Below are 24,809 nucleotides of genomic sequence, written 5' to 3'. Positions count from 1 at the left end.
CGCCGTGTCGCTCCTCGTCGGTGCGTCCCCGACGTCCCAGGTAGCACCCCGGTCTGACATGGTCGTGGCGGCGGCGCCGGCCCCCTGTCCGAACCCCTGGTTTCCCATGGAGGAAGGCCTGTCGCTGACCTACCGGGCGGGCCGCTCGTCGGAGCTGGTGCTGGCGACGAAGGACGTCGCCTCCGCCGCGGACGGGACGGTGAAGGCCACGCTGGCGGTGAGCCTCAAGGGGCGCAGCGGCCAGACGGACCTGACCTGCGACTCCGAAGGCGTCCGCACGGGCCTGGGCGGGCTGGAGGGCACGCTCCTGTCCGCGTCCGGAATGGACGTTCAAGTCGTGAACGCGGAGGGCGCGGCAGTGCCGGCGCCGTCCGTGATGGTCCTCGGGGGCACCTGGAAGAACAGCCTGTCGGTGAAGCTCCAGCCGCCGGCCAGGAAGGGCGGCCTGCGCCCCATCATCGCCACGACCTTCGACAAGGAGGCCACGGTGGTGGGCGAGGAGGAGGTCACCGTCGCGGCGGGCACCTTCAAGGCGCTGAAGATCAAGAACATCACCACGGCGCGCGCCAGCCGCCCCGGCTCCGAGGGGCGCTCCATGGAGAGCTTCATGTGGTTCGCGCCGGACGTGGGCATCGTGAAGCTGACCACGGACGGAGAGACGAACCTGGAGCTGCTCAAGGTGGACCGGCCGAACGCCAAGGTGAAGCCGGCGGCCATCCAGGGCGGCGCGAAGAAGAAGGCCGTGAAGCCCACCAAGAGCTAGCGCGTCACCCCGTCTCGCCGGAGGGCACGGGCGGCTCCGTGGGGCGGCTGCCGTCCTTGGGCACCGCCGTGGGGCGCGACTGCGGCTCCACCGTGACGCGCACCACGCGGGGGCCGTCCACCTCCTCCACGAGGATGCGCCACATGTCGAGCTTGAGGCTGTCGCCCTTCTCCGGCACCCGGCCCAGCTTCGTCATCAGGTAGCCGGCGATGGTCGTCACCTCGCCCTTCTCGTCGTCGCTCAGGTCGAAGGTGACGTCCAGCTGGGCCTCCAGGTCGTCCAGCTGCGCGGTGCCGGGCAGCTCGAAGCGGCCTCCCGGCAGCGCCCGGACCTCCTCCACGCGCCGTCCCAGCTCCGCCACGTCGCCCACCACCTCCGCCACCACGTCCGCGATGGTCACGAGCCCGGACGTGCCGCCGTGCTCGTCCACCACCATGGCGATCTGCCGGCGCCGGCGGCGGAACTCCGTCAACAGCTGCTCCAGCGTCGCGTTCTCCGGGATGAAGAGCACCGGGCGCTGCACCTGCGACAGGCTGCGCAGCTCGCCGCGCGACAGGAGGAAGAACAGGTCCTTCACGTTCACCACGCCCTCGACCTCGTCGAGGTTGCCCCGGCACACCGGCAGCCACGTGTGCCCGGACGCCCGCGCGTCGATGACGTTCCTGTCCAGCGCCTCCTCCACGTCCAGGTAGCGCATCTGGTTGCGGGGCACCATCACCTGCCGCGCCGTCTTCTGCGCCATCTCCAGCGCGCGCTCCAACAGCTCCGCCCGCGCCGTGGTGATGGCGCCGGCCTGCGCGGAGCTGTGCAGGATGACGCGCAGCTCGTCCTCGTTCGTCGCCTCGTGCGACTCGCTGGCGGAGTGCAGGCCGAAGGCCTTGAGCACCAGCCCCGCCAGCCAGTTGAGCAGCCGGATGGCCGGGTAGAAGAGGAAGTAGAACGCGCGCATGGGCAGCGCCACCGCGAGCGTCGTCTGCTCCGCGCGCTGGATGGCGACGCTCTTGGGCGCCAGCTCCCCCATCACGATGTGCAGGAACGTGATGATGCTGAAGCCGATGATGCCCGCCGCGGTGGAGCCGTACTTCGCCGCCAGCGCCTCCGGCAGCACCTTGTCCACCACCGGGTGCAGCAGGTGTTCGAACGCGGGCTCACCCAGCCAGCCCAGGCCCAGCGACGCGAGCGTGATGCCGAACTGCGTGGCGGACAGGTACGCGTCCAGCTCGGTCACCATCTTCAGGGCCGTGGACGCGCCGGGCGTGCCCTCGTCCACCAGGGACTGCAGGCGCGTGGCGCGGATCTTCACGATGGCGAACTCCGTCGCCACGAAGAAACCGTTCGCGACGACCAGCAGCAGCGCCAGCCCCAGGAAAACCCATTCCATGTGTGATTCCCTCAGAAGAGGGCTTCGAAGTCCGGATCGCCCTTGAGCACGTCGAACATGGGGTCCGCGGACAGCCACCCCAGGACCTTCTGCCGGTCCGCCGCCAGCGCCTTCTGCAGGTACTGGACGGCGTCCTTCGGACGGCCCCACAGCGCGTACAGCGCCGCCAGGTTGTAGTTGAGCAGGAGGTCTTCCGCGTTGAGCGCCCGGGCGCGCTCGTAGGCGCGCTCCGCTTCCGCGTAGAAGCCCTTCTGGGCGTAGCAGATGCCCAGGTCCAGCTGCGCCTCGAAGTTGTCCGGCTCCAGCCGCACCACTTCCTTCAGCTGGGTGATGGAGGAGCGGTAGTCCCCCTCATCCATCATCAGCGCCGCCAGCTCGTGCCGGGGGAAGGCGTCCTGCGGGTCCAGCTCGATGGCGGCCTGCAGCTCCCGCATCGCCTCCTCCACCCGCCCCTGGTCCGCGTAGGTGAGCCCCAGGTTCAAGTGGGCGTCCGGGTACTCCGGATCCAGCTCGATGGCTTCCTTGTACTCCTCCACGGCCATCTCGCTGGCGTGGGTGGAGAGGAAGCAGGCCAGGTTGTAGTGCGCGGTGGCGCTCTCCGGCTCCAGCTTGAGCGCGGTGAGGTACTCGCCCAGCGCCTCGCGGAACTGCTTCTTCTCCGCGTAGACCGTGGCCAGGTTGTCGTGCGCGTGCGCCGACGTGGGGTCCAGGTCGATGGCCTTCTTGAACTCCTTGACGGCCTCGTCCAGCCAGCCCCGGTCCGCCAGCTCGATGCCGCGGGTGTTGTGCTCATCGGACAGAGCGATGTTGTCCTTTTCCCGGGCCATGGGCGCGCGGCAATCTACGCGTCGCGCGTTTCCCCGTGCAAGGTAGAGTTTCCCCTTGCCCATGCGCCACGCCGCCCTGCTGCTCCTGCTGTCACTTTCCGCCTGCCATCCCCGCCCCGTGACGCCCGCCTCCCCTCCCCCGGGGCTGGAGCCCGCCGCCGCCACGGAAACCCCGCCGCCCGAGGCCGCCTCCGCTCCGCCGGCCGGGTCCGATACCGGACATCCCGCTGGCCAGCCGACCCCTCCAGCCCCCGCCCGCCCGGTGACCCTGGTGGTGGGGGGCGACGTGACGGTGGGCTACCACTACGAGGAGTACTTCGATGATCAGGTGGCCAAGGGGAGGACGCGCGAGGAGATGTTCGCGTACGGCTTCCGCGAGGTGATGCCCATCGTGGACTCCGGCGACCTGTTCGTCGTGAACCTGGAGTGCCCGTACACGGACAGCACGGTGAAGCTGCCCAAGAACTTCAACTTCCGCGCGCGGCCGGAGCTGGTGAACGTGCTCACCGCGGGCCGCGTGGGCGTGGTGAGCCTGGCCAACAACCACATGATGGACTACGGCGCCCAGGGGCTCCTGGACACCCTCACCTCCCTGGAGGCCGCGCGCATCCCCTACTTCGGGGCCGGCCGCACCCTGGCGGAGGCGCGCCGCCCGGCCATCCTCACTGTGGGAGGCCTGCGCGTCGCGTTCCTGGGCTACTTCTTCCTGGGCACGCGCAACATCGAACCCCGGGAGGTCTACGCCACGGACACCACGCCGGGTGTGGCCGGGCACTTCTCCGACGTGGAGGTGATGGAGCGGATGCTGCGCGAGGACATCGCCGCGGCGAAGGCCCAGGCGGACCTGGTGCTGCCCTTCTTCCACTGGGGCATCGAGGGCAACACCACCCCGGAGCCGTACCAGGTCCGGCTGGCGCACGCGGCCATCGACGCGGGGGCGGCGGGGGTGTTGGGCAGCCACCCGCACGTGCTCCAGTCCATGGAGCTGTACCAGGGCAGGCCGGTGCTCTACTCGCTGGGCAACTTCGTGTTCGGTGGGAACTGGAACCCCCGGGACAAGCGCAGCGTCCTGTGGCGGGCGCGCTTCGACTCCACGGGTTATGTCTCCAGTGACGTGCTGCCCCTCAGGACCGACCGCTACCCCGAGTTCCCCGTCCAGCCGGTGCCCGTCACGGGTGCCGAGGCCGATGGGGTGATGACGCTGCTGCGCACCGCGTCGCAGGGGACGCCGGGGCTGGAGCGGATGCTCCCCGCGTTGGAAGCCGGGGGAGCAGGGAGCCAGCCGCCCCCCTCCTCCAGTGTGAGAGGGGGGCAGTAGCTTCCAGGACTACTTGTTGTTGCGCTGGCCGCGCTTGAAGCGCGTGCGGCGGCGCTTCAGCTGCGCCTTCCGGGTCTTGGCGCGGTTCTTCAGCTTCTTCTTGGAACGATTCCCCTTCTGTGCGGCCATGTGGAAGGACTCCGTGTTGAGCGTGATTCAAGCCGCACCGGGCGGCGACGGGGGCCGTTCTACATGCCGCTGCCCATACGGCCAAGGTTTTCCTTGACGCCCTCGGCCCTTGCCACGGGGCGCCCAACGGGGCAAGACGCCCCGGGAACCACGCATGATTGACAAATTGGAAGAGGTCGAGCGCCGCTTCGAGCGGCTCACGGCCGACCTGTCGAACCCCGATATCCTCGCCGACACGGCGAAGCTCCAGAAGGTGTCCAAGGAGCGCGCCGGGCTGGAGAGGCTCGTCGAGACCTTCCGCGCCTACCGCAAGGTGCTGGCGGACCTGTCGGAGGTGGAGTCGTGGCTGTCCAGCTCCGACCCCGACGAGAAGGCCTACGCCAAGGAGTCCCTGCCGGGCCTCAGGGAGCAGCGCGAGGAGCAGGAAGCCGCGCTGAAGATCCTCCTGCTCCCCAAGGATCCCAATGACGAGAAGAACGTCATCCTGGAGATCCGCGCGGGCGCGGGTGGCGACGAGGCGGCCCTCTTCGCCGAAGAGGTCATGCAGATGTACCTGCGCTACGCGGACCGCAAGGGATGGAAGGCGGACATCCTGGACATGAGCGCGGGCAACGCGGGCGGCGTGAAGGACGCCACGGTGACGCTCTCCGGGGACGCCGTGTTCAGCCAGCTCAAGTACGAGTCCGGCGTCCACCGCGTCCAGCGCGTGCCGGCCACGGAGACGCAAGGGCGCATCCACACCTCCACCATCACCGTGTCGGTGATGCCGGAGGCGGAGGACGTGGACGTGCAGATCAACCCCGCGGACATCGAGATGCAGGTGATGCGCTCCACGGGCGCCGGTGGCCAGAGCGTCAACACCACGGACTCCGCGGTGCGCCTCATCCACAAGCCGTCCGGCATCGTGGTGAAGTGCCAGCAGGAGAAGAGCCAGGGGAAGAACCGCGCCATGGCCCTGCGCATGCTGCGCGCGAAGCTCTACGACATGGAGCAGGAGCGCATCCGCAACGAGCGCGACTCCATGCGCCGCGGCCAGGTGGGCACGGGCGACCGCAGCGAGAAGATCCGCACCTACAACTTCCCGCAGGACCGGCTCACCGACCACCGCATCGGCCTCACCGTGCACAACCTGCCGGCCATCATGGTGGGCAACGTGGACGAAGTGATTACCGCCTGCCGCACCCACTACCAGGCCGAAGCCCTCAAGGCGCAGACGGGCGGCGGGCGTCCCGCCAGCGAAGCATGAGCGACGTCTGGACCATCCGCCGGCTCCTTACCTGGACGACGGGGCACTTCGAGAAGCGCGGGGTGGACGCGCCCCGGCTCACGACGGAAATCCTGCTCGCGCACGTGCTCAAGACAGGCCGCGTGCGCCTGTACGTGGACCTGGACCGGCCGCTGTCCAAGGACGAGCTGGCCGCCTTCAAGGCGCTCATCGAGCGCCGGATGGCGGGCGAGCCCACGAACTACCTGACGGGCACGAAGGAGTTCTACAACCGCCCGTTCAAGGTGGACGCGCGCGTACTCATCCCCCGGCCGGAGACGGAGCTGCTGGTGGAGGCGGTGCTGCACTCGGTGCCGAAGGATGCGCCCAGCCGCGTGCTGGACGTGTGCACGGGCTCCGGCTGCATCGCCATCAGCGTGGCGGCGGAGCGGCCCCAGGCGACGGTGCTGGCCACGGACCTGTCCAAGGACGCGTGCGCGCTGGCCCGTGAGAACGCACAGGCCCTGGGCGTGGCCGAGCGCGTGAGCGTGCTGGAGGGCGACCTGTTCTCTCCCCTGCCCCCGGACGCGACGTTCCGGGTGGTGGTGTCGAATCCGCCGTACATCGACTCGGGCGACATCGCCGGGCTGTCCGCCGAGGTGCGGCGAGAGCCCCGGCTGGCGCTGGATGGCGGGCCGGACGGACTGGTCGCGCTGCGGCGGGTGATTGAGGGCGCCCGGCGGGTGCTGGAGCCTGGCGGATTGCTTGCATTGGAGATGGGTGAGACCCAGGGAAGCGCCGTCCTGGAGCTCCTGCGGGCCGCGGGCTACTCCGACGCGCGCGTGGAGAAGGACCTGGAACGGCGTGAACGCATGGCGTTCGGGACACAGCCCGCGGCCTGACGGCCACGGGACACGCGGCCCGGCAGCCGCACGCACGAGAAGGCACGTCAAAGACATGGACAAGATCGTCATGAAGGGTGGCACCGCGCTGCACGGCGAGGTGGAGGTCTCCGGCGCGAAGAACGCGGCGCTGCCCATCCTGGCCTCCGCGCTGCTGGCGGATGGCACCACCACCTTCCGCAACGTGCCGGACCTGGCGGACGTGGCCACGATGCTGGAGGTGCTCCGCACGATGGGCTGCGAGGCCGCGCGCCTCACCGGCAAGAAGGCGGACACGTGTGAAATCAGCATCGCGGGGAACATCACCCCGGAGGCCCCCTACGACCTGGTGAAGACCATGCGCGCCAGCGTCCTGGTGCTGGGGCCGCTCGTGGCGCGCTTCGGCCGGGCGCGCGTGTCCATGCCGGGCGGGTGCGCCATTGGCGCGCGTCCCATCGACCAGCACCTCAAGGGCCTGAAGGCGCTGGGCGCGGACATCCACCTGACGGAAGGCTACGTGGAGGCCCGGGCCAAGCAGCTCAAGGGCGGCATGGTGAACTTCGACGTCATCACCGTCACCGGCACGGAGAACGTGATGATGGCGGCGGTGCTCGCGAAGGGCCGCACGGTGATGGAGAACTGCGCGCGCGAGCCGGAGGTGGAGGAGCTGGCGCGGGTCCTCAACAAGATGGGCGCGAAGGTGGAGGGGGCGGGCACGTCCATCATCACCATCGAGGGCGTGGACTCCCTGAACCCGGTGGAGCACGCCATCCTCCCGGACCGCATCGAGGCGGGCACGCTGCTGGTCGCGGCGGCCATCAGCGGGGGCAACGTGCTGGTGAAGCACGCACGGCCGGAGCACCTGGACGCGGTCATCGACAAGCTGCGCGAGGCGGGCTGCACCATCACCGCCGAGGGCGGGGGCCTGCGCTGCAAGGCGCCCAGGTCGCTCAAGTCGGTGAACATCACCACCACGGAGCACCCGGGCTTCCCCACGGACATGCAGGCGCAGTTGATGGCGCTGATGACGGTGAGCCACGGCACGTCCGTCATCTCCGAGAACATCTTCGAGAACCGCTTCATGCACGTGCCGGAGCTGCACCGGCTGGGCGCGGACATCACCATCCAGGGGCACACGGCGGTGGTGAAGGGCGTGAAGGCGCTCAGCGGGGCACAGGTGATGGCCACCGACCTGCGCGCCAGCGCGTCGCTCATCCTGGCTGGCCTGCGGGCTGACGGGCAGACCGAGGTCAGCCGCGTCTACCACCTGGACCGCGGGTACGAGCGGCTGGAGCGCAAACTGCGGGGCCTGGGGGCGGACATCCGCCGGGTGAAGGAGCGGGCCTGAGCCTGAGGGGCCGACCGACGGCACGTTGCCAACAGAAGCCGCCGCACGGGTTGCATCCCAATTTTTGGGCGACTTATCATTCTCCATTCACTGGGGAGCACCTTCCGCTCCCCCCTTTCAGGAGAACGAGCCGCCCCATGAATTGCCCCGGTTGCAGCGTCGAGATGACTGATCTCGAAGGAGATCACGAGACGTTGCGGAAGTGTGGAGACTGCGGAGGCCTGTGGACCGATGTTTCGGACCTGCGCCGCATCCTCCTTCACAACAACCTGCCCGGTCTGGAGCTACTCGGGGGCAAGGTCGACGCGGAGGCCCTGACAGGGCAGTGCCCGGACTGCCAGGTGGACTTCGTACGCATCGATGGTGGCGACCGGAAGCATCCGCTGCACTACGACACCTGCGAGTCCTGCGGCGGCATCTTCCTGGAGTCGGAGTTCGCGGACGCCGCGGACGCCAAGGCCGCCGAGCAGGAGATGGTCACCTTCTTCCGCAACTTCGACGCGAAGCGGAAGTCCAAGGCGGCCATCTAGGCCCCAGGCTCCAGGACCGGTGGGCGCCCGGTTCTCCCAGGCGCCCGGTCGTTCTCAAGGCTTGCCGCGGAAGGCGCTTCCCCACTCCTCGGGGAGCGTCCCGTCCAGCGACAGCGCGGCGGCCGCCTTCGGCCCCTCGCCAGCGGCGGTCCGCTCGAAGCGGGCCGTCACCTTGCCCTTCTTCGGGATGTCCAACGTCACCTTGTTGCCGGACACCGTGTAGGTGCCGCTGACGACGGTGGTGGGCTCCGGCGTCTCCAGGGGCTCCAGCGAGAAGCGCCAGGTGCCGTCCACGAAGAAGGACAGGAAGCGCTCCGGGGCGCCTTCATGCCCGCCGAACCAGGTGCCTACGAGCGGGGCCACGCGCGCGTCGTACTTGTACCGGGTGGCCAGCGCGGGGCCGTTGAGGGGCTTTCCGCCCGAGTAGAGGACCAGGTCGGTGAGGCACACCGGGCTGTCCTCCTTGGCGCCGGGGAAGCGGTCCGCGACCTCCAGGATGAAGCGCGCGCCGAACAGCGGCTGGGACAGGGGCACGGCCTGCAGGCCGCGCTTGTCCTGCACGGTGACGCTGCGGGACGCGTCCACGCTGGTGAGGGTGAACTTGCGCACGCGGCCGTTGGCCTTGAAGGCGTCGCGGGAGGTTCCGTCGCCCGTGTAGACGCGCACCTCGTCCAGGGTGACGGGCTCCTTGAAGCCGATGAAGACGTGGGAGGGCTTCTCCCCTTCCGCGCACCAGACGGTGGTGTCCCGGCCGTCCAGCATGTTGAGGGGCACGTAGTGGTCCGGGCGCCCCTCCTTCTCCAGCCAGGCCTCCGCCTGGGCATAGCCGGGCGCGGCGGGCGCGGCGGCGAGGACGGACGGAGACACGAGCAGCAGGCAGGCCAGGGACAGGCGTCGCATGGGGCGCATCTTGGATCGTCCCCACCCCGGGGCTCCAGTCCGGGTGTGCACCTTCCGCCACCACCGGACCTCGCGGCGGGCCGCGAAGGAGGCCCTGGCGTTGTCCATGTGACGTGCCGGGGGCGAGGATGAAAGCGGCCCGCCAGGGGTTGGGGGTGCTTGACACCCGGACACGCCCAGGCCGACAAGGCGGACCGACCGAGGAGGAAGACGTGATGCGACGTTGGGGCTGGGTCTGTGTCGTGGGGCTGCTGGGGGTGGCCGCATGCAAGAAGGACGTGCCTGCGGAGGTGCCGGACGCGGGCGTGGAGGAGACGGGCCCCTCCGCCCTCACGGAGAAGGAGCCCAACGAGCGGCCCGACCAGGCGCTGCCGATTACCCGCGACAGCGTGGTGACGGGCGGCCTGGCGGCGGAGCCCAACAAGCTGGATGAGGACTGGTACCGGCTGGCCCCCGGCACTCCGCGCATCGCGGACGTGACGGTGACGGGCCTGCCCGGCGGGGACGTGAAGCTGGACGTCTACGACCAGGACCGCAACCGGCTGGTGGGCGTGAACAGCGAGGGCGAGGGCAAGGGGGAGCGCCTTCCGAACCTCTACGTGGAAAAGGAGCGCTGGCTGGTGGTGTCGCCCGCGCGCAAGGGCACGGGCGGGGCGTACACGCTGGAGGTGAAGTACCGCCAGCCCAACGACGGCGAGGAGCGCGAGCCCAACGACCGCGCCGTGGACGCCGCCGCGCTGCCGCTGGGGCAGACGGTGACGGCGTTCCTGGGGCACTCCGGAGACGAGGACTGGTACCGGGTGGAGCTGCCCGGCCCCGCCACGCCCGAGGGTGAGGTCCCCGCGGTCCAGGACAGTGGCGCACCGGCGCCGGGCGCGACGCCCGAAGCTCCCGGTGCGCCGGCCCCGGGTTCGACGCCCGCGGCCGTGCCTCCGCCGTCCGTGCCGGACGAGACGCCGGTCATCGACGACAACGCGGCACCCTCCCCCGAGGGCACATTTGGAGGCGGAGAGCCGCCCGCTCAGCCGCCGGAGGGCGCGACGCCCACGGCGCCCGGAGAGCTGGCGGGGGCGACGGCGGCCCAGGCGGCGGACGCGGGCCTCCCGCCCCTCGAGCCGGAGGTGCCGTCGGTGGCGCTGAAGATTGAGCTGTCCGCCGTGGAGGGCGTGCGGCCGGAGATTTCGGTGCTGTCCGCCGCGGAGGCGCCGCTCTTCACCCTGCAGGGCAAGGAGGGCGAGCCGCTCGCGCTGCGCAACATCGGCGTGAGGGCCACGGACCGGGTGGTCTACGTGGTGGTGAAGGGCGGCTGGACGGGGACGGGCAAGGCGCAGCGGCGCACGTACAACGCGCAGGTGCCCTACACGCTGACGGTGTCCCAGGAGGAGGCGGGGGCGCACGCGGAGCTGGAGCCCAACGACGAACTGCTCAAGGCCACGCCGCTGACAGGCGCGGGCTTCCGCGAGGGCTTCCTGTCGCCCAAGTCGGACGTGGACAACTACGTGCTGACGACGCGCGAGCCGGTGCTGGCGAAGGTGGAGCTGTCGGGCGTGGACCGGTTGGACCTGACGCTGTCGATGGTGGAGCCACCGCAGGGTGACGGGCAGAAGGAGACGGTGCTGCTCAAGGCCAACGACGGCGCTCTCAAGGAGCCGGAGCGGCTGAACAACGTGGCGTGCAACGGCACCTGCTACTTCCGGGTGGAGGGCTCGTTCCGGAAGGTGAACGGCAAGTTCGTGAAGGACTTCGAGAACGCGGACCAGCCCTACCGCATCAGCGTGACGACGGTGCCGGACAACGGCGGCGAGGAGCGCGAGCCCAACAACACCGCCGACCGCGCGCAGGACCTGACGTTGGGCAAGGCGGTGCGCGGCACGGTGTACCCGGCGAAGGACGTGGACTTCTTCCGGGTGGACCTGTCCGACCGGCCGGTGCGCACGGCCATCACCGCGACGCTGCTGGGCATCCTGAAGGTGGACGTGGGGCTCTACCTGCACCGGGTGCAACCGGACGGAAAGCTGACCCTGGTGCAGACGTCCGACCGCGCCAAGGGCGACCTGCCGGAGACCATCCGCTACAGCGCCGAGCCCGGCGTCTACGTCTTCGAGGTGCGCGACGCGAAGAACCGCGAGGCGAACTTCCAGGACTCGTACCAGCTCACCGTCGAGGAGGGGGAGTAGCCCGACGTGCTGCCACTCGACTCACCACGGTGGCATGCACTGGAGGCGGCCAAGGGCCCTGCCTCCCACGTCCCGGGATTGCTCCGCCAGTTGAGGGAGCATCCCGAGGATGAAGGCCTGTGGTGGGGTGAACTCTGGGATGCCCTCTACCACCCGGGATCGATCTGCTCGGGTACGTATGCCGCGATCCCCTACGTCGTGGAGGTGGCCCTTGCGCATCCAGGGCCCGTGACGCGGCGGGAATGCGCGGTCGTCGTTGGCATCACGGTGCTTGAAGGGCCAGTGGATGTCGTGCCCGAGGAGTTCCGGACTGACTTCCGGACAGCCATCGCGCATGCACGCCGGCTGGCGCTGGAGGAGCTGAGGGTCGCCACGCCTCGCCTGACGACCCATCTCCACCTGCTCATGGCCCTGGCAGGCCTGTCCGGATGGAAGCGGCTCGGGGACCAGATCGACGGGCTCGCGGCCGACCAGTTGGAAACGAAGTGCCCGAAGTGCGGTGTCCCACTGGTCCTTCTTCCCGAAGATGAAGGAATGAGCATTTCGGCGGAGCCCAACGCCGCATTCAAGCCCGGAGCCCAACGCCTGCCGGTGACACCCGCACCGGAGCGGACCGCCCCATCGGACGACGGGGCGGGGCCTCGGGAGCAGCTGCTCGCGTTGAGCCTGCACGCGGGCCACTCCCGTGCGGCCACCTGGCTGCGGTGCCTGGGAGGAACCGCGTCATGCCCTGCGTGCGCGGAGACCTTCCCACTGGAAGACCCAGGCGATTCTTCCCGTTGACAAGGCAGGGCCCCGCCCCTACTTTGGGCCTCGCTTCGCGCATCACCTGCGGTGGTAGCTCAGTTGGTAGAGCACGAGCTTCCCAAGCTCGGGGTCGAGGGTTCGAATCCCTTCCGCCGCTCTGAAGAGACACAGGCCGGTGGTTCCTTCACGGAACCACCGGCCTTCGTGTTTCCGGCGCGGGGTGGCTACTGGAGCGCGACCGGGGGCGCCTTCTGCGTCATCTGCTGTGCATAGTCCGCTGCGTGGGCGCGCATGTAGCCCACCGGATCCGCGACCACACCCAGGCCATGGGTCTTCGAACGCCCGGTGTAGACGAGGTCTCCGCTCTCGTTGATGTAGTGGACGAAGAGGCCCGCGGTGCCGTCAGCACCGAAGCGATCGGTCTCCACGCTGCCAATCTGCGTCCCGTCCGCGGCCACGATCTCCCGCATGATGGGCGAGCGGTACATGTGCGCGACCGGGATGATCACCCCCTTGGCGCCGGACTGCTTCACGTACTCGGCCAGTTCCTTCTTCATCCGGGGAGGGACGGTGAAGTTGTCGGTGGCGATGTTGGGGAACGCCTCGCACCACGGGCTGTCTCCCTTCACCTTCTTCACCTGGACCTCGGCGACGTCCTTGCCGTACGCGCTCCAGAGCGCCGGAGCCAGGGCATCCTCGAGGTTGCGGTACACTTGGTCGTTGCCCTCCGCCGGGTAGGCGCAGGCGAGCATGGGGGTGAGCGCGTAGGGACCGTCCAGGGCGTTCCACTTCCCGCCGGTGAAGTAGCGCGGGTTGGACGTGGCCAGGCCGCCACCGCATCCAGACAGCAGGGCCAACGCGACAACGGCGCTCGATGAAATGCGGAAGAAGGATGCACGGCGAGCGGTCATGGGAACTCCTCAAGCAGGTGGATGTGACTCACGGACATTCGTGAGCCCCCTTGGACGCTCCACACGGATTCCAGGGTTCCATCTTTTCCCATGTCCTGGAGACCACGCCCTTCACCCAGGGCGATGGACCTCTACGGCCCCCTGGGGACGGCGGCCAGCACAACGTGGTCCCCGGGGCCCTGTACGAGCCCCACAACCGCCAGCACTTCTAGAAGGCTACTTCGCGAGCCACGCCGCGAAGCGCTTGTCGAGGAGCGGCGCCGCCTTGTCGACGGCGTCCCAGGTGTCGTCGTCGAGCTTCGGCGCGTCGTGACCGAACGGCCCCGCGCGTTTTCCGAATGTCTTCTTGAGGTCGGCGGTGATCCACAGCCCGTTCATGTTGTGGAACCACCGCCACGCCAGTTCGCGGAGGCCCGGCGCTTCGCGGAGGTGGTTGTCCCAGAGGCCGCGCGGGAGCGCCTGCTTCACGAACTCCGACCCCTTCGCTTTGCGTGTCGCGACAGCCTCGAGCAGTGCGCGGTGCGCCGGGAATCGCGACGTATCGAGCAGGCCCCGTGTCGCGGCATAGCCAATGAAGAGCCCGGTCGTGACGTCGGGATACCGCTCGAGGGCGCCCCCGCCGTCCACAGCGAGGGTGACGGAGAGGGACTCGTCGAACTCGAGCGTGAGCCACACGTGCTCCGCGGTGTCGAGCGCGAAGTCCCAATAGGCGACGGTGAGCGCGTCTTCGTCAGCGAAGGCGGCGCTACGACCGGTGGGCGGGCCGAGCAGCTTCGTGATCTCCGCCTCCGCCTTCACCTTCCACGGCACGCCCAGGACGTCCTCGCCCACCTTCGAGCGCACCCACGCGGAGGAGACGTAGGGGATGAACGTCTTGGCCGTCTTCGGGATGGGCAGGAAGGCGTCGTTCAGGATGTCGTGGGAGAAGACGATTTCGACGCCGTGCTTCGCCGCTTCGACGTTCACCGAATCGGTGTTCTCACTCGTGGACGCGGGCACCTTCTTGCCAAGCACACCGGTCACGTAGGCGATGACCTCGGGGTCGTCCGCGCGCCGTCCCATGAGCCCCGCCAGTTGCTGGACCTTCGGGCCGAGCTTCTTCATCACCGCGGTGGGAACGAACGTGTGCACCGTCGCGGGAGGCGCGGACGCGGGGGGCACGGCGTCGCCGTCCAGCCAGGCCGCGAAGTCGAAGTCCTTCGCCTTCGGCGCCCGGACCTTCTTCGCCTTCAGCCACGCAGCCAGCGCCTTGCGGCCGGACGCCCCCTCTTCGTCATCCAGGTCGGACACCTCCGTCTCGCCCTGGGCCCACAGCGCCAGGAACTCCTCGAGGCTGTTCGCGACCGTCCGCGCCTCCCCCTCCGAACCGACCAACGCCACAGCCCACGGAGCGTCCGCGCCGGGGTTCACGAGCGCGAGCAGCGAGCCATCCGGAAGCTGGAGGAACGCGAAGGCGTCACGGTGAAGCCGGTCCGCCTTCTCCGGGTTCCACTCCTTCGGAACAGGCTCGGCCGCGAGCGCATCGAACCAGCCCAGCGTTCCATGGGACTGATTGCCAATCCACGCGCCGACGTCCGCCAGCAGCGGTGGAATCTCATGACCCTTCGGCGCCCTGGAGAGATTGACCGTGTAGTTCGCCATCCGGGCAGCTTTGGCCGCGGCCCCCACGCTGTAAAGGCGCGCGGGCGTCTTGACTGAACGCGCTTTCAGCCACACCCTGGCAGGGTGAAGGCCCGTCCCGTCGACAATCCGCCCAACCCCTGGGCCAGCACCGCGGTGGAGTACCTGGACGAGATTCCCCCCGCGCGCCTGGAAGTCTGGGAGGACCACAGCCGCTCCATCATCGCGAGCAACGACAGCCCCGACGTGTGCTTCTCCTGGAGCGTCAACCCGTACCGGGGCTGCCTTCACGCCTGCGCCTACTGCTACGCGCGCCCCACGCACCAGTACCTGGACTTCGGCGCGGGCACCGACTTCGAAACGCGCCTCGTCGTCAAACCCAACGCCCCGGAGCTCTTGCGCGAAGCCTTCGACCGTCCGTCGTGGAAGGGAGAGACGGTCGTCTTCAGCGGCGTCACGGACTGCTACCAACCCCTGGAGGCGTCGCTCCGGCTCACCCGCCAGTGCCTGGAGGTCTGCGCCGAGTACCGCAACCCCGTGGGCATCGTGACCAAGGGCGTGCTGATTGAGCGCGACCTGGACATGCTCCAGCGGCTGGCGGCGGAGACGAAGCTGTTCGTGAGCATCAGCCTCCCCTTCCACAACGAGGAGCTGGCGCGCGCCATGGAGCCGCTCGTCGCCACACCGAAGCGGCGCCTGGCCACCATCCGCAAGCTCACGGAGGCCGGCATTGACGTGGCCGTGTCCGTGGCCCCCATCATCCCCGGCCTCAACGACGAGGATATCGCGCGGGTCATCACCGCCGCCCGCGAGGCCGGCGCCACGCGCGCGCACTACACGCTCTTGCGGCTCCCCGGCCCCGTGCAGGCCGTCTTCGAGGAGCGCCTGCGCGCGAAGCTGCCCCTGCGCGCGGAGCGGGTGCTGCACCGCATCCGCGAGACGCGCGGCGGGGAGCTCACCGACAGCCGCTTCAAGCACCGCATGCGCGGCGAAGGGCTCTACGCGCAGACCATCCACCAGCTCTTCGCGACGTCGGCGCGCAAGGTGGGCATGCGCGCCTCATCCATCACGGAGGCCGCGCCGGACACCTTCCGGCGCCCCGCGCGGCCCTCCACCTCACCCCAGCTGTCGCTCTTCTAGGCAGCGAAGGGCGCGACATCCGGGGGCGCTATTTCCGGATGGCTTGCAGGATGGACAGCAGGATGACCGCGCCCACCGTGGCCACCAGCAGCGAGTACAGGTTGAAGCCTGTCACGCCCCGGCCACCGAAGAAGCTGAACACCCAGCCGCCCAGCATGGCACCCACGATGCCGGCGACGATGTTGGCGAACATCCCCATCCGGGCGTTGGTGCCCTTGATGATGCTGGCCAGCCAGCCTGCGATACCGCCCAACACCAGCCACGAGCAGATTCCCATGACGTCCTCCAGGTAGGGCCGAAGCCTTACCAGACCTCACAGCGGTTCGCAGCGGGCGCCACCATCGGAGCCCCCGCGGGGCAGGAGAAGGCCTGCTGGAACTGCGGCAGGTTCACGTCCGGCCCCTTCACGCGCAGGAACGCCGGCGAGTGCGAATCCGTCAGCGCCCGCTGCCGCGCAGCTTCGTTACGAATCTTCGAGCACCACGATTGCGCGTGCGCGAGGAAGAACTGCTGCCCCGGGGTGAACCGGTACGAGTTCGCCTTCGCCGCCTGCTCCGGGCGCTTCGCCAGGTAGGACTCCATGGCCGCGTACGCCAGCTTGAGGCCGCCCAGGTCCGCGACGTTCTCGCCCAGGGTGAGCTTGCCGTTCACCTTCACGTCGTCCACGGCGGTGTACAGGTCGTACTGGTTCTTCACGCACGACACGCGCTCGCGGAAGGCCTTGTCCGACGCCGGGGTCCACCACGTGCGCAGGTTGCCGTCCGCGTCGAACTGGCGGCCCTCGTCGTCGAAGCCGTGGGTGATTTCGTGGCCCACCACCATGCCCATGGCGCCGAAGTTCACCGCCGCGGACGCGTCCCGCCCGAAGAACGGCGGCTGGAGGATGCCCGCCGGGAAGACAATCTCGTTGGTGGCCGCGTTGTAGTAGGCGTTCACCGTGGGCGGCGACATGAACCACTCCTGCCGGTCCACCGGCTGGCCCACCTTGCGCAGCTGGCGCGCCTGCTCGAAGGCGTCCGCCGCCAGCACGTTGTCCAGGTACGAGTCGCGCGTCACCGTCAGCCCGTCGTAGGCGCGCCACTGGTCCGGGTAGCCAATCTTGTTGGTGATCTTCTTCACCTTCACCAACGCCTGCGCCTTGGTCTCCGCGTCCATCCAGGACAGCGTGTCCAGGTTGCGCTCGAAGGACTGCTCAATCTGCTGGACCATGTCCAGCGTGGTGGCCTTGCCGTCCGCGCCGAAGGTGCGCGCGATGAAGGGCTTGGCCAGCGCGTGCGGCAGCGCTTCGTCCGTGGCGTCCACGCACTTCTTCCAGCGCGCCAGGTCCGCCTTGGCGCCGGTGAGCACCGTGGACTCGAAGCGGAAGAACTCGTCGCGCAGCGCCTTGGGCAGCGCCGTCTGCACGTCCTTCACCAGGTGGTAGGAGAGGTACGGCCCCATGTCCGTCGGGCGCTGCTGACGCACCAGCGCGGACACCTCCGAGAAGAACTTCGGCTCCGTCACGTTGAGCGCTTCACCCGCGGGCAGCCCCACCTGCGCGAAGTACGTGTCCCACTGGAACGCGGGCGCCAGCTGCTTCAGGCCCTGACGCTCCAGGCGGTGGTAGACCTTCTCCGGCTCGCGGCGCTCCTCCTTGGGCAGCCGCGCGTTGGCCAGGCGCGTCTCGATGGCGAGGATGCCAATGGCCTTGCGGCTGGCCACGAAGGGCGCGTCGCCCAACAGCTCGAACACCTTCTGCACGTGCGCCTGGTAGGCGTTGCGCGCCTCGCGCATCTTCACGTCGGGCTTGAGGTAGTAGTCGCGGTCCGGCAGGCCCAGCCCGCCCGCGTCCACCACGGCGATGACCTGCGTGGCGTCCTTCTGGTCCTGATCCGACCCCACGCGGAACAGCGCGTTCACGTCGCGCGCGTGCAGCCAGGCCACCGCGCCGGCCACCGCCTGCGGGCTCTTCAGACCGTTGAGCTTCGCCAGGTACGTGCGCAGCGTGGGCAGCGACTGCTCCAGCTTCGCCTCGTCCATGCAGGAGCCGTAGAAGTCGCCCAGCTTCTTCTCTTCCGCGGTGCCCTCGCCCTGCCCTTCCGCGGCCTTGGAGAGGATGTCGCGCAGCACGGTCTGGTTGCGCTCGGCCACCGTCTCGAAGCCGCGGCTCCAGCGCGCGCGCTCGGCGGGGATCTCCGTGGTCTTCAGCCAGCCGCCACACGCGTACTGGTAGAAGTCGTCACAGGGGTTCACGGACGGGTCCATCACCGCGGCGTCCAGGCCCGGAGGCATGGGGCGCTCGGACATGGGCACGGCGGGGGCCTCTGGCGCGGGCGTGGCCGGCGCGGCGGCGGCCACGGGGGCCGGGGTGGAGGCCTGGGGCGGCTCGGGGGTGGGCTCCGCCGTCTTGCAGGCGGCGCCAAGGACACAGGAGGCGGCGAAGAGGGCCAATCGCTTCAAAGCGTTCTCCAGCACGGACAAGGGGTGAGAATCCGGCGCGCATCAACTCCTGATGCGCGGGGGCATTCCAGCTTCAACTCCAGCGCGTGTGACAGGGGCGTCGTCCGCTGTCCACCATTGAAGCAATGGCGTTGCCTCCAGAAACGACCGCGCCCCGCGAAACGCCCCTTCCGTGAAGAAGGGCCGCTCCGGGGGCGCGCGCAGGACTCCGGGTGAAGCGCGGAGGAGCGTCAGTCTTCCTTGCCGAGGATGCCGTCCTTGAGGCCGCTGTCCACGGGGTCCTTGCCCAGCCACACGGAGAAGAGCGCGTCCGCGAAGTCCTTGCCCTCCACGTCGATGGACTGGCCGCCCGTCACCTGCACGGTGGTGCCCTTGCCGGGGACGTAGGTGAGGTTGAGCTCCTGGCCCTCCTTCACCTCCGCGGGGATGGCGGCCTTGAAGGCGTCCAGGCGCGCCTGGAGCTTGGGCATGTTCGCGCCCGCGCTCTTCTTGAAGCCGTTCTCGATGGCCTCGGTGATCTGCTCCTTCTTGAGGTCGCGCTTCATGAACATGCGCACGCGTTTGACTTCATCCGCGTTGAGCAGCGCGGTGGCGTCCTGCGTGGGGTTCTCCACGTAGAGGCCCAGCGTGTAGACCTTGAAGATGGCCTTCTTGCGCAGGCCCACGCCGTTGAGCTTCAGCTCCTTGCCAGCCACGGTGGCGGTTTCCGGGTACTTCACACCCGCGATGTCCTTGGCCATGACAGGCGCGGCGAGGGTCAGCGACAGCAGCACGGCAGTCAGCGTCTTCTTCATGGTGAAAACCTCCGGGTCGGTTTCTGCGCGATGTTGGACGCAAACCTAGCCATGCGTCTTCACGAAAGGATCCATGAAGGACACTTGCGTCTTGACGTGCTGCGGCGAAACCGCTCGGAAGACAACAGGTTCTTCAATGAATACGGGCTGCCGGAGCCAGCACCAGGCCGTCCTTCGCGAAGCGCACCACCTCCGCGTGGAGGTCCGCGGCGGACATGCCGGTGGCCTGGACGACGGCCTCTTCCGACAGGCCCTCCACGGCCATCTTCAGCACCAGCAGCGCGGGCGGCGTGGCCTCCATGTAGAAGGTCATCAGCCGCTCTGGGTGGCGCCAGAGCAGCGCCAGCTCCTCGCCTTCCGCCGGCACTGCTTCCGCGCCCCGGGCCCGCATGAACGCGCAGAGCCGGTAGGGCAGCTCCAGCACCGTGAGCGTGGGGTTGGGCGTCAGGCGCTCGACGGCGTCCGGGAGGTCCTCCTCGGAGGCGAACACCGCGAAGTCCGTCCACTCGAAGCGCGCGAGCGCGGGCAGGAACGGCGGAAGCCCCTTCGCGTCGGCGGCGTCCGAGACGAAGGGCGCGAAGCCCTCGCCCAGGCGGTTGAGCTCGTAGTGCCGCGCGGGCCGCGTGCGGGTGTAGCCGTCCACCAGCGCGTCCCACGCTTCCGGCGCCACCGCCTTGCGCGTCAGCGGGAAGAGCTTCTCCAGCGTGGAGCGCACGTGGCCGCGCACGAACTGGCCATAGAGCGCCATGCGCTCCGGATCCACGTCCCAGCCCGGGTGCGACGCGGACAGCTTCAACAGCCCCTCCGCGCCAGGGGGCCCGGCGAGGTACGCATCCATGCTGTCGAAGAAGTGCTTCAGCGACGCCTTCATCGCGCACCCTCCGCGAGCACGGCGCGCGCCCGGTCCGCCTCGTCCAGCACGGCGTCCAGGGACGGGATGGCCTGGTCCCACTCCATCAGCGTGGACACGGGGCCGGTGCGCTCCAGCGTGTAGCGGTACAGCGCCCACACGTCGTCGCAGACGCGGTCGCCGTGCGTGTCGATGAGGACCGTCTCGCGCTTGTCGTGGCCGGCCAGGTGCACCTGCACCACGCGCTCCAGGGGCAGCGCGTCCACGAAGGCGCGCGGGTCGTAGCCGTGGTTTCGCGCGTTGACCCAGACGTTGTTCACGTCCAGGAGCAGCCCGCAGTCCGCGGCCTCCACCACCTGGCGCAGGAAGTCCGCCTCCTTCAGCGTGCCGCCCGGCATGGCCGCGTAGTAGCTGGGGTTCTCCAGCAGGAAGGGGCGCTCCACGCGCGCCATGACTTCGCGCACGCGCGGCACCACGTGCTCCACCGCGGCCTCCGTGAAGGGCAGCGGCAGCAGGTCATGCAGGTGCACGCCGCCCAGCCGCGAGTAGCACAGGTGGTCGGAGAAGAACGGCGCGTCCAGCCGCTTCACCAGCGCGGCCAGGCGGGTGACGTAGTCGTCATCCAGCGCGTCCGGCCCGCCGATGTTGAGGCCCACGCCATGCGGCAGCAGCGTCCAGCGCTCGCGGCACGCGTCCAGGGCGCGCTGGGAGCGGCCGCCCAGCGAGAGGAAGTTCTCCGGGATGATCTCCACCCAGTCCAGCGCGCGCGGCGTGCGCGGCAGCGCTTCGTAGAAGTCGCGGCGCAACCCGATGCCCGCCCCCAGCGGCTTCAATCCATGGCGGTCTGCGTAACGGGGGGACGGCATGCGGCGCTCCTTCACGTGCGACAGGTGAAAACAACACGGGCGGCAGGAAGGACTCTTCCCGCCGCCCGCGAGCCTGGGAGGAGACCTGTCACGCAGGCCCTCCCGAAGCGATGACTACTTCTTGCCGCTGCAGGAGCCAGCGCCGCAGGAGCCGGCGCCACAGGAGCCCTCCGCGCCCTTCTCCGGGGCCGCGGCGGGGGCGGCGGCGGGAGCAGCCGCGTCGGCGGGCTTGTTGCTGCAGCTGGCCTCGGCGCCTTCCGCCGCGCCCGGCGAGGCGGCGTGCACCTTGCTGCCCTCCGCCGCCTTGTTGGACGCACAGCCGGTGGCCAGCGCGCCGAGGGACAGGGTGCCGACGACCGCCGCGAGAGCCTTGACGTTCATGTGTTGCTTCCTTTCGTACCGCGTGGGGTGTGACTACGGGGGGAACTGCCGACAACGACCGCTACGGCTTGAACTGCGTGGAGCCCCAGGCGTCGACGGTGACTTCGGCCCGCTCGCCTACCTTCAGCAGCAGCGCTTCGGTGCGCTGGATGCCGTAGGCCTCCAGGGGAATCTGGAACTTCGCGCGCACGCGCAAGAGCTCGCCCGCGGCGCGGTTCTTCGTCTCGGCGGTCTCCTGGAGGTACGTGGCCGTTACCTCCACGGGCTCCTCGCGCGTGATGCCGTGAATCGTGAAGGTGCCCTTCGTCTTGAGCACCACCGGCTTCGCGTTGGCGAGCGGCGCGGGCAGGGCCACGTCCTTGAACTCGAAGACGATGTCCGGGTGCTTCGCCGCGTCCAGCCAGCGGTCGTTCTGCAGGTGGCCGTCGCGCGTCTCGTTGCCCGTCTTGATGGACTTCACCGGCACCTGGAAGCGGCCGCTGGCCTTCTGCCCCTGCACGTCCACGCGGCCCGTCACCTGGTTGGACAGGCCGTTGATGACCTCCAGCGGCGCGTCCAGCACGAACATCACCGTGTCGCGGCTGTTCGGATCACGGAAGACGAAGTGCTTGTCGGAAGCCGCGGGCTCCGCGGCGGACGCGGACAGCGACAGGGTGGCGGCGAGCATCAGGACGCTGCGGAACATGGCGGACCTCATCTACGGATGCCGCGAACCTCGCGGATGCATGCGATACGCGACAACCGGGAATCGGTTACGGCCCTTTCTCTTCTCCAGGTGTTCACCCCGCGTCGTCCGGGGTCCGCTCGCCATCCAGTGCCTCACGCCACCCACTGCCCGGCGCAGCATGGAGCGTGACGCCGCCTGGGTCAATTCGGACGCCCAGGTTCTCCAGCAAGGGGGCCAGTTCGGAGAAGGCGGGCTTCGGCAGATGGCGGGCGAGCAGCGCACCGAACAGCGGCTGGCCCGCGACCGTGTCCACGGCGTCGCCAAAGCTGGCAAGCGTCGCGGTGGGGCCGCGCGTGGCGAGCAGCTCCAACACATCTTCCAGACGTGCGCGACCTTCCGTCACGCGGCGCAGCTCCACGTCCAGGTGCAGCGCGAAGAGCGCGCCGGTCCAGTAGATGCCCATGTAGTTCCGCTCCTCGGCGACGACCTCCTTCATGGTGCGTGAGCCCGAGGCGGCCTGGCCTCGCGCGAAGCCGTTCGTCAGCTCCCGCCAGGCCTGCCGGGCCGTCTGGCGTCCGGAGCGCGCGCGGGCGAGCTCCGTGTAGTAGGTGGCCAGGCCCTCGGTGAGCCAGGCCTCCCGGGGCACCAACGCCGGATGCGTCAGGTGCAGCATCTCGTGGACGGCGACCCAGTCCTTCGCGAAGGACGCGGCGGTGGCGTCCTGGCCCACGAGGATGGAGATGCTGGGCGGAGCGCTCCACAAGGTCATCCCGAAGACTCCGGGCGTGGCATCACCGGGCACTGGCAACACGCGCACGGTGATGCGCGGGTACGGGAAGGACTTGCGCACGGTGACCACCTCGCGCCCGGCCTGTTCAAGCCACGCGCAGAGGTCCGCGTCCGTCAGGTGCGTGAAGCGGCCCAGCAGGGCGACCTCCATCACGGAGGCTCCGACATGCGCCTCGCACCGCCTGCCACCGAAGGAATGGAAGCCCGCGTCGATGAGGTCCTCGCCGCGCAGGTGGTAGACGCCGTTGTCTCCGGGGGTCCATGGCAGGAGCACGTCCGCGCCAGACGCGGTGACGTCCACGCGCAGGTCGGCCGTCACGCGGCTGGGGGTCAGCAAGTAGGCCTTGCCGGCCACGTGCCACGTGTCCCCTTCTCCCATGCCTCCGAACAGGTGCCTGCCGCCTCCTCCTTGTGAGGAGGTGGTCAACGGGTAGTGGTAGCGGATGAAGCGTGTCCCCTCGGGAACCTGCACCACTCCGTTCTTGGGGAAGACGTCGAAGCGGGTGCCGACCTCGTCCGTGACGAACAGGGACTCCACCCGCCCCGGCTGCCGGAAGAGGAACTCGCGCGGAAACTTCCGAGGAAGGAAGACCTCCACGTTCAAACGCGGCGTGGGGTCCTGCGTGTAGAGGATGTTGTAGCGGAGGGGAACTGCCTCGTCCCAGGGGGACGAAAGCGGCGCGGAGGCACATGCGCCCAGCGTGAGCGCAAGGCTCAGCAGCCACGCGCGAGCCACCCACTTCTTCCATGCGCCCACTTCATCCCCGCAGTTCAAGGTCCGCGCAGAAGGACTCCACGGTGGACCCCATGCCGTCCAGCCCGGAATGCCGACGCACCAGGAACACATGTCGGCAGGACGTCCGCTCAGAGGGGCTTCTTGCGCGCGGAGCCAGCACGGCGCTTCCGGGAAGGCGCCTTCTCGCGCGAGGCAGGAACCCTCCGCGGAGCCGCGTGCGCGCGAGGCGCAACGTTCGTGGCGCTCCCCTCCCCCTCCACGGGAGCCCCCGCGACGAGCAGCGCGCGAGCCGCATCCAGAATCTCTGCCGCCAGCGGTTGGGACGCGGTGGCCCGCGCGAGCGTCATCGCGCCGAAGCACAGCGCCACCGTGGCCAGCATCTGCTGCCGGGGCGTGGCGCCCTCACGCGGGGGCAGGTGCGTCTGGGCCTGGCCCACCAGGTCCTCCAGCCCCTGGCCGAACGCGGCCTGCACCTCCGGCGCCGCGCGCGTCAGATCCGACAGGAGCGACGGCATCATGCAGGTCGTGTCGCCCGTGTCCCGGTTGAATTGATCCAGGTAGCGCCGCGCGAAGCGATCCAGGAACACGGGGCCCCGCGCCGCCTCCAGCCCCGCGAGCCAGGGCGTCCTGCGCGCCGTCATGAAGGCGCGCAGGGACTCCGCGAGCAGCGACTCCTTGGAGGTGAAGTGGGCGTAGAAGCCGCCCACCGTCAGGCCCGCGGCCCGCATCACCCGCTCCACGCTCGCACCGCTGAAGCCCTCCGCGCGGAACAGCTTCTCCGCCGCCGCGAGGATGCGCGCGTGCGTGGCCTGCTTGTGTTCAGCGGTGTAGCGCATCGCCCCTACTCCTTGCCGCCCGCGCCCGGCGGCCGGAACACCATGCACGTCGTCGTGCCGTGCGCGTAGAGAGTGCCCTTCTCGTCCACCAGCCGGCCCTGCGCCGTCGCCACGCGGCCGCCCAGGTGGATGACCTCGCCCTTGCAGAACAGCTGCCCCGTGTCGTGGGCAATGCCCTTCACGTAGTTCACGTGCAGTTCCAGCGTCGTGTAGCCCGCGCCCACCGGCAGCATCGTGTGGATGGCGCATCCCATGGCGGAGTCCATCAGCGTCGCGGCCAGCCCGCCGTGCACCATGCCAATGGGATTGTAGTGGTGCTCGCCCGGCTTCACCGCGAACACCACCCGGCCCTCCTCCACCTCCACGGGAGTGAAGCCCATCAGCTCCGCGATGGGCGGCGCCGGCAGCTCACCGCGCTGGATGGCGCGCAGGTACTCCAGCCCGGACAGCTTCTTCGCCGCGGAAGCGCCCTCCTTCGGGTCCCGCCACGTCACCGTCCGCATGCGCGGACTGTCTGCCTGCTCGCTCATCGGGGCCCCCTTGGGCTTGAACTCATGGAAGGATGGTCATAATAC

Annotated in this window: 24 protein-coding genes and 1 tRNA gene; 10 read left to right on the top strand and 15 right to left on the bottom strand. The window is 69.4% G+C overall.

Annotated features, from left to right (window positions below):
- Window positions 1–106: 106 nt before the first annotated feature.
- A complete protein-coding gene (locus GTZ93_RS19910) occupies window positions 107–763 on the top strand; it encodes a TapB family protein (protein WP_257979360.1) in 657 nt (218 codons plus the stop codon).
- Window positions 764–767: 4 nt separating this feature from the next.
- Here GTZ93_RS19910 and GTZ93_RS19905 read toward each other — a convergent pair whose 3' ends face one another.
- Together GTZ93_RS19905 and GTZ93_RS19900 are read right to left on the bottom strand one after the other, a co-directional pair.
- Window positions 768–2,144 carry a hemolysin family protein gene (locus GTZ93_RS19905; RefSeq protein WP_139920581.1) on the bottom strand — a complete coding sequence of 459 codons (1,377 nt, stop codon included), beginning with the start codon at window positions 2,142–2,144 and terminating at the stop codon, window positions 768–770.
- A gap of 11 nt (window positions 2,145–2,155) precedes the next feature.
- On the bottom strand, window positions 2,156–2,971 hold the full coding sequence (locus GTZ93_RS19900; RefSeq protein WP_120576028.1) for a tetratricopeptide repeat protein: 816 nt from the start codon (window positions 2,969–2,971) through the stop codon (window positions 2,156–2,158).
- A gap of 61 nt (window positions 2,972–3,032) precedes the next feature.
- Between GTZ93_RS19900 and GTZ93_RS19895 the strand changes: the two genes are divergently transcribed.
- From GTZ93_RS19895 to GTZ93_RS19875, 5 genes are all read left to right on the top strand, one after another.
- Window positions 3,033–4,289 (top strand): CapA family protein, encoded by a 1,257-nt coding sequence (locus GTZ93_RS19895; protein ID WP_161662930.1) that lies wholly within the window; start codon window positions 3,033–3,035, stop codon window positions 4,287–4,289.
- Between the two features lie 283 nt (window positions 4,290–4,572).
- Complete coding sequence (prfA, locus tag GTZ93_RS19890) at window positions 4,573–5,664, top strand: peptide chain release factor 1 (RefSeq protein WP_139920737.1); 1,092 nt, start codon at window positions 4,573–4,575, stop codon at window positions 5,662–5,664.
- Window positions 5,661–6,524 (top strand): peptide chain release factor N(5)-glutamine methyltransferase, encoded by an 864-nt coding sequence (prmC, locus tag GTZ93_RS19885; protein WP_120580946.1) that lies wholly within the window; start codon window positions 5,661–5,663, stop codon window positions 6,522–6,524. Before prfA ends, prmC begins: the two co-directional genes overlap by 4 nt.
- A 55-nt stretch (window positions 6,525–6,579) precedes the next feature.
- Window positions 6,580–7,851, top strand: a complete 1,272-nt coding sequence (gene murA, locus GTZ93_RS19880; RefSeq protein ID WP_120580947.1) for a UDP-N-acetylglucosamine 1-carboxyvinyltransferase — start codon at window positions 6,580–6,582, stop codon at window positions 7,849–7,851.
- Between the two features lie 137 nt (window positions 7,852–7,988).
- Complete coding sequence (locus tag GTZ93_RS19875; RefSeq protein WP_120580948.1) at window positions 7,989–8,381, top strand: zf-TFIIB domain-containing protein; 393 nt, start codon at window positions 7,989–7,991, stop codon at window positions 8,379–8,381.
- Between the two features lie 54 nt (window positions 8,382–8,435).
- Here the strand turns inward: GTZ93_RS19875 and GTZ93_RS19870 are convergent, their stop codons facing one another.
- Window positions 8,436–9,281, bottom strand: a complete 846-nt coding sequence (locus GTZ93_RS19870; protein WP_249345073.1) for a discoidin domain-containing protein — start codon at window positions 9,279–9,281, stop codon at window positions 8,436–8,438.
- A 215-nt stretch (window positions 9,282–9,496) separates the two neighbouring features.
- Between GTZ93_RS19870 and GTZ93_RS19865 the strand changes: the two genes are divergently transcribed.
- The 3 genes from GTZ93_RS19865 to GTZ93_RS19855 all read left to right on the top strand — a co-directional run bounded on the left by GTZ93_RS19865 (window position 9,497) and on the right by GTZ93_RS19855 (window position 12,362).
- Window positions 9,497–11,458, top strand: coding sequence for an ABC transporter substrate-binding protein (locus GTZ93_RS19865; RefSeq protein WP_139920740.1), 1,962 nt, complete (start codon window positions 9,497–9,499; stop codon window positions 11,456–11,458).
- A gap of 90 nt (window positions 11,459–11,548) precedes the next feature.
- Entirely contained in the window at window positions 11,549–12,241 is a 693-nt protein-coding gene (locus GTZ93_RS19860) for a hypothetical protein (protein ID WP_161662929.1), read from the top strand.
- A gap of 48 nt (window positions 12,242–12,289) precedes the next feature.
- Window positions 12,290–12,362, top strand: a tRNA-Gly gene (locus GTZ93_RS19855).
- A gap of 67 nt (window positions 12,363–12,429) precedes the next feature.
- Here the strand turns inward: GTZ93_RS19855 and GTZ93_RS19850 are convergent.
- Both GTZ93_RS19850 and GTZ93_RS19845 read right to left on the bottom strand, forming a co-directional pair.
- Window positions 12,430–13,116, bottom strand: a complete 687-nt coding sequence (locus GTZ93_RS19850) for a hypothetical protein (protein WP_139920731.1) — start codon at window positions 13,114–13,116, stop codon at window positions 12,430–12,432.
- Between the two features lie 216 nt (window positions 13,117–13,332).
- Window positions 13,333–14,757 (bottom strand): hypothetical protein, encoded by a 1,425-nt coding sequence (locus GTZ93_RS19845; protein WP_139920729.1) that lies wholly within the window; start codon window positions 14,755–14,757, stop codon window positions 13,333–13,335.
- An 84-nt stretch (window positions 14,758–14,841) separates the two neighbouring features.
- Between GTZ93_RS19845 and GTZ93_RS19840 the strand changes: the two genes are divergently transcribed.
- A complete protein-coding gene (locus tag GTZ93_RS19840; protein ID WP_139920727.1) occupies window positions 14,842–15,876 on the top strand; it encodes a PA0069 family radical SAM protein in 1,035 nt (344 codons plus the stop codon).
- Between the two features lie 28 nt (window positions 15,877–15,904).
- Here the strand turns inward: GTZ93_RS19840 and GTZ93_RS19835 are convergent, their stop codons facing one another.
- The 10 genes from GTZ93_RS19835 to GTZ93_RS19790 form a co-directional block, all read right to left on the bottom strand.
- Window positions 15,905–16,153 (bottom strand): GlsB/YeaQ/YmgE family stress response membrane protein, encoded by a 249-nt coding sequence (locus GTZ93_RS19835; protein ID WP_120581452.1) that lies wholly within the window; start codon window positions 16,151–16,153, stop codon window positions 15,905–15,907.
- 26 nt (window positions 16,154–16,179) lie between these two features.
- Complete coding sequence (locus GTZ93_RS19830) at window positions 16,180–18,330, bottom strand: M13 family metallopeptidase (RefSeq protein ID WP_315967334.1); 2,151 nt, start codon at window positions 18,328–18,330, stop codon at window positions 16,180–16,182.
- A 215-nt stretch (window positions 18,331–18,545) separates the two neighbouring features.
- Window positions 18,546–19,109: a chalcone isomerase family protein gene (locus GTZ93_RS19825; protein WP_120580710.1), complete on the bottom strand. Its 564-nt coding sequence runs from the start codon at window positions 19,107–19,109 to the stop codon at window positions 18,546–18,548.
- Between the two features lie 133 nt (window positions 19,110–19,242).
- Window positions 19,243–19,980: an HvfC/BufC N-terminal domain-containing protein gene (locus tag GTZ93_RS19820; protein ID WP_139921846.1), complete on the bottom strand. Its 738-nt coding sequence runs from the start codon at window positions 19,978–19,980 to the stop codon at window positions 19,243–19,245.
- Window positions 19,977–20,825: an MNIO family bufferin maturase gene (gene bufB, locus GTZ93_RS19815; RefSeq protein ID WP_139921844.1), complete on the bottom strand. Its 849-nt coding sequence runs from the start codon at window positions 20,823–20,825 to the stop codon at window positions 19,977–19,979. The genes GTZ93_RS19820 and bufB overlap by 4 nt, the downstream gene beginning before the upstream one ends.
- A gap of 114 nt (window positions 20,826–20,939) precedes the next feature.
- Window positions 20,940–21,206 (bottom strand): hypothetical protein, encoded by a 267-nt coding sequence (locus GTZ93_RS19810; protein ID WP_120580712.1) that lies wholly within the window; start codon window positions 21,204–21,206, stop codon window positions 20,940–20,942.
- Window positions 21,207–21,267: 61 nt separating this feature from the next.
- Window positions 21,268–21,891: a YceI family protein gene (locus GTZ93_RS19805; RefSeq protein WP_120580713.1), complete on the bottom strand. Its 624-nt coding sequence runs from the start codon at window positions 21,889–21,891 to the stop codon at window positions 21,268–21,270.
- Between the two features lie 94 nt (window positions 21,892–21,985).
- Window positions 21,986–23,398, bottom strand: a complete 1,413-nt coding sequence (locus GTZ93_RS19800) for a M61 metallopeptidase family protein (RefSeq protein ID WP_139921843.1) — start codon at window positions 23,396–23,398, stop codon at window positions 21,986–21,988.
- Between the two features lie 128 nt (window positions 23,399–23,526).
- The gene (locus tag GTZ93_RS19795) at window positions 23,527–24,234 is read right to left on the bottom strand and encodes a TetR/AcrR family transcriptional regulator (protein WP_139921841.1); all 708 of its coding nucleotides are present in this window, start codon (window positions 24,232–24,234) and stop codon (window positions 23,527–23,529) included.
- Between the two features lie 5 nt (window positions 24,235–24,239).
- On the bottom strand, window positions 24,240–24,764 hold the full coding sequence (locus tag GTZ93_RS19790; RefSeq protein WP_139921839.1) for a PaaI family thioesterase: 525 nt from the start codon (window positions 24,762–24,764) through the stop codon (window positions 24,240–24,242).
- Window positions 24,765–24,809 lie beyond the last annotated feature (45 nt).

Source organism: Corallococcus exiguus, assembly GCF_009909105.1.
In the GTDB taxonomy this organism is placed as follows: domain Bacteria; phylum Myxococcota; class Myxococcia; order Myxococcales; family Myxococcaceae; genus Corallococcus; species Corallococcus exiguus.
This window is presented reverse-complemented; position numbering and strand designations above follow the sequence as displayed.

Bases quoted from the DNA above. Each gene is read 5' to 3' on its own strand.
- GTZ93_RS19910 (WP_257979360.1), top strand. From the start codon at position 107: ATGGAGGAAGGCCTGTCGCTGACCTACCGGGCGGGCCGCTCGTCGGAG.
- GTZ93_RS19905 (WP_139920581.1), bottom strand. From the start codon at position 2,144: ATGGAATGGGTTTTCCTGGGGCTGGCGCTGCTGCTGGTCGTCGCGAAC.
- GTZ93_RS19900 (WP_120576028.1), bottom strand. From the start codon at position 2,971: ATGGCCCGGGAAAAGGACAACATCGCTCTGTCCGATGAGCACAACACC.
- GTZ93_RS19895 (WP_161662930.1), top strand. From the start codon at position 3,033: ATGCGCCACGCCGCCCTGCTGCTCCTGCTGTCACTTTCCGCCTGCCAT.
- prfA (WP_139920737.1), top strand. From the start codon at position 4,573: ATGATTGACAAATTGGAAGAGGTCGAGCGCCGCTTCGAGCGGCTCACG.
- prmC (WP_120580946.1), top strand. From the start codon at position 5,661: ATGAGCGACGTCTGGACCATCCGCCGGCTCCTTACCTGGACGACGGGG.
- murA (WP_120580947.1), top strand. From the start codon at position 6,580: ATGGACAAGATCGTCATGAAGGGTGGCACCGCGCTGCACGGCGAGGTG.
- GTZ93_RS19875 (WP_120580948.1), top strand. From the start codon at position 7,989: ATGAATTGCCCCGGTTGCAGCGTCGAGATGACTGATCTCGAAGGAGAT.
- GTZ93_RS19870 (WP_249345073.1), bottom strand. From the start codon at position 9,281: ATGCGACGCCTGTCCCTGGCCTGCCTGCTGCTCGTGTCTCCGTCCGTC.
- GTZ93_RS19865 (WP_139920740.1), top strand. From the start codon at position 9,497: ATGCGACGTTGGGGCTGGGTCTGTGTCGTGGGGCTGCTGGGGGTGGCC.
- GTZ93_RS19850 (WP_139920731.1), bottom strand. From the start codon at position 13,116: ATGACCGCTCGCCGTGCATCCTTCTTCCGCATTTCATCGAGCGCCGTT.
- GTZ93_RS19845 (WP_139920729.1), bottom strand. From the start codon at position 14,757: ATGGCGAACTACACGGTCAATCTCTCCAGGGCGCCGAAGGGTCATGAG.
- GTZ93_RS19835 (WP_120581452.1), bottom strand. From the start codon at position 16,153: ATGGGAATCTGCTCGTGGCTGGTGTTGGGCGGTATCGCAGGCTGGCTG.
- GTZ93_RS19825 (WP_120580710.1), bottom strand. From the start codon at position 19,109: ATGAAGAAGACGCTGACTGCCGTGCTGCTGTCGCTGACCCTCGCCGCG.
- GTZ93_RS19820 (WP_139921846.1), bottom strand. From the start codon at position 19,980: ATGAAGGCGTCGCTGAAGCACTTCTTCGACAGCATGGATGCGTACCTC.
- bufB (WP_139921844.1), bottom strand. From the start codon at position 20,825: ATGCCGTCCCCCCGTTACGCAGACCGCCATGGATTGAAGCCGCTGGGG.
- GTZ93_RS19810 (WP_120580712.1), bottom strand. From the start codon at position 21,206: ATGAACGTCAAGGCTCTCGCGGCGGTCGTCGGCACCCTGTCCCTCGGC.
- GTZ93_RS19805 (WP_120580713.1), bottom strand. From the start codon at position 21,891: ATGTTCCGCAGCGTCCTGATGCTCGCCGCCACCCTGTCGCTGTCCGCG.
- GTZ93_RS19795 (WP_139921841.1), bottom strand. From the start codon at position 24,234: ATGCGCTACACCGCTGAACACAAGCAGGCCACGCACGCGCGCATCCTC.
- GTZ93_RS19790 (WP_139921839.1), bottom strand. From the start codon at position 24,764: ATGAGCGAGCAGGCAGACAGTCCGCGCATGCGGACGGTGACGTGGCGG.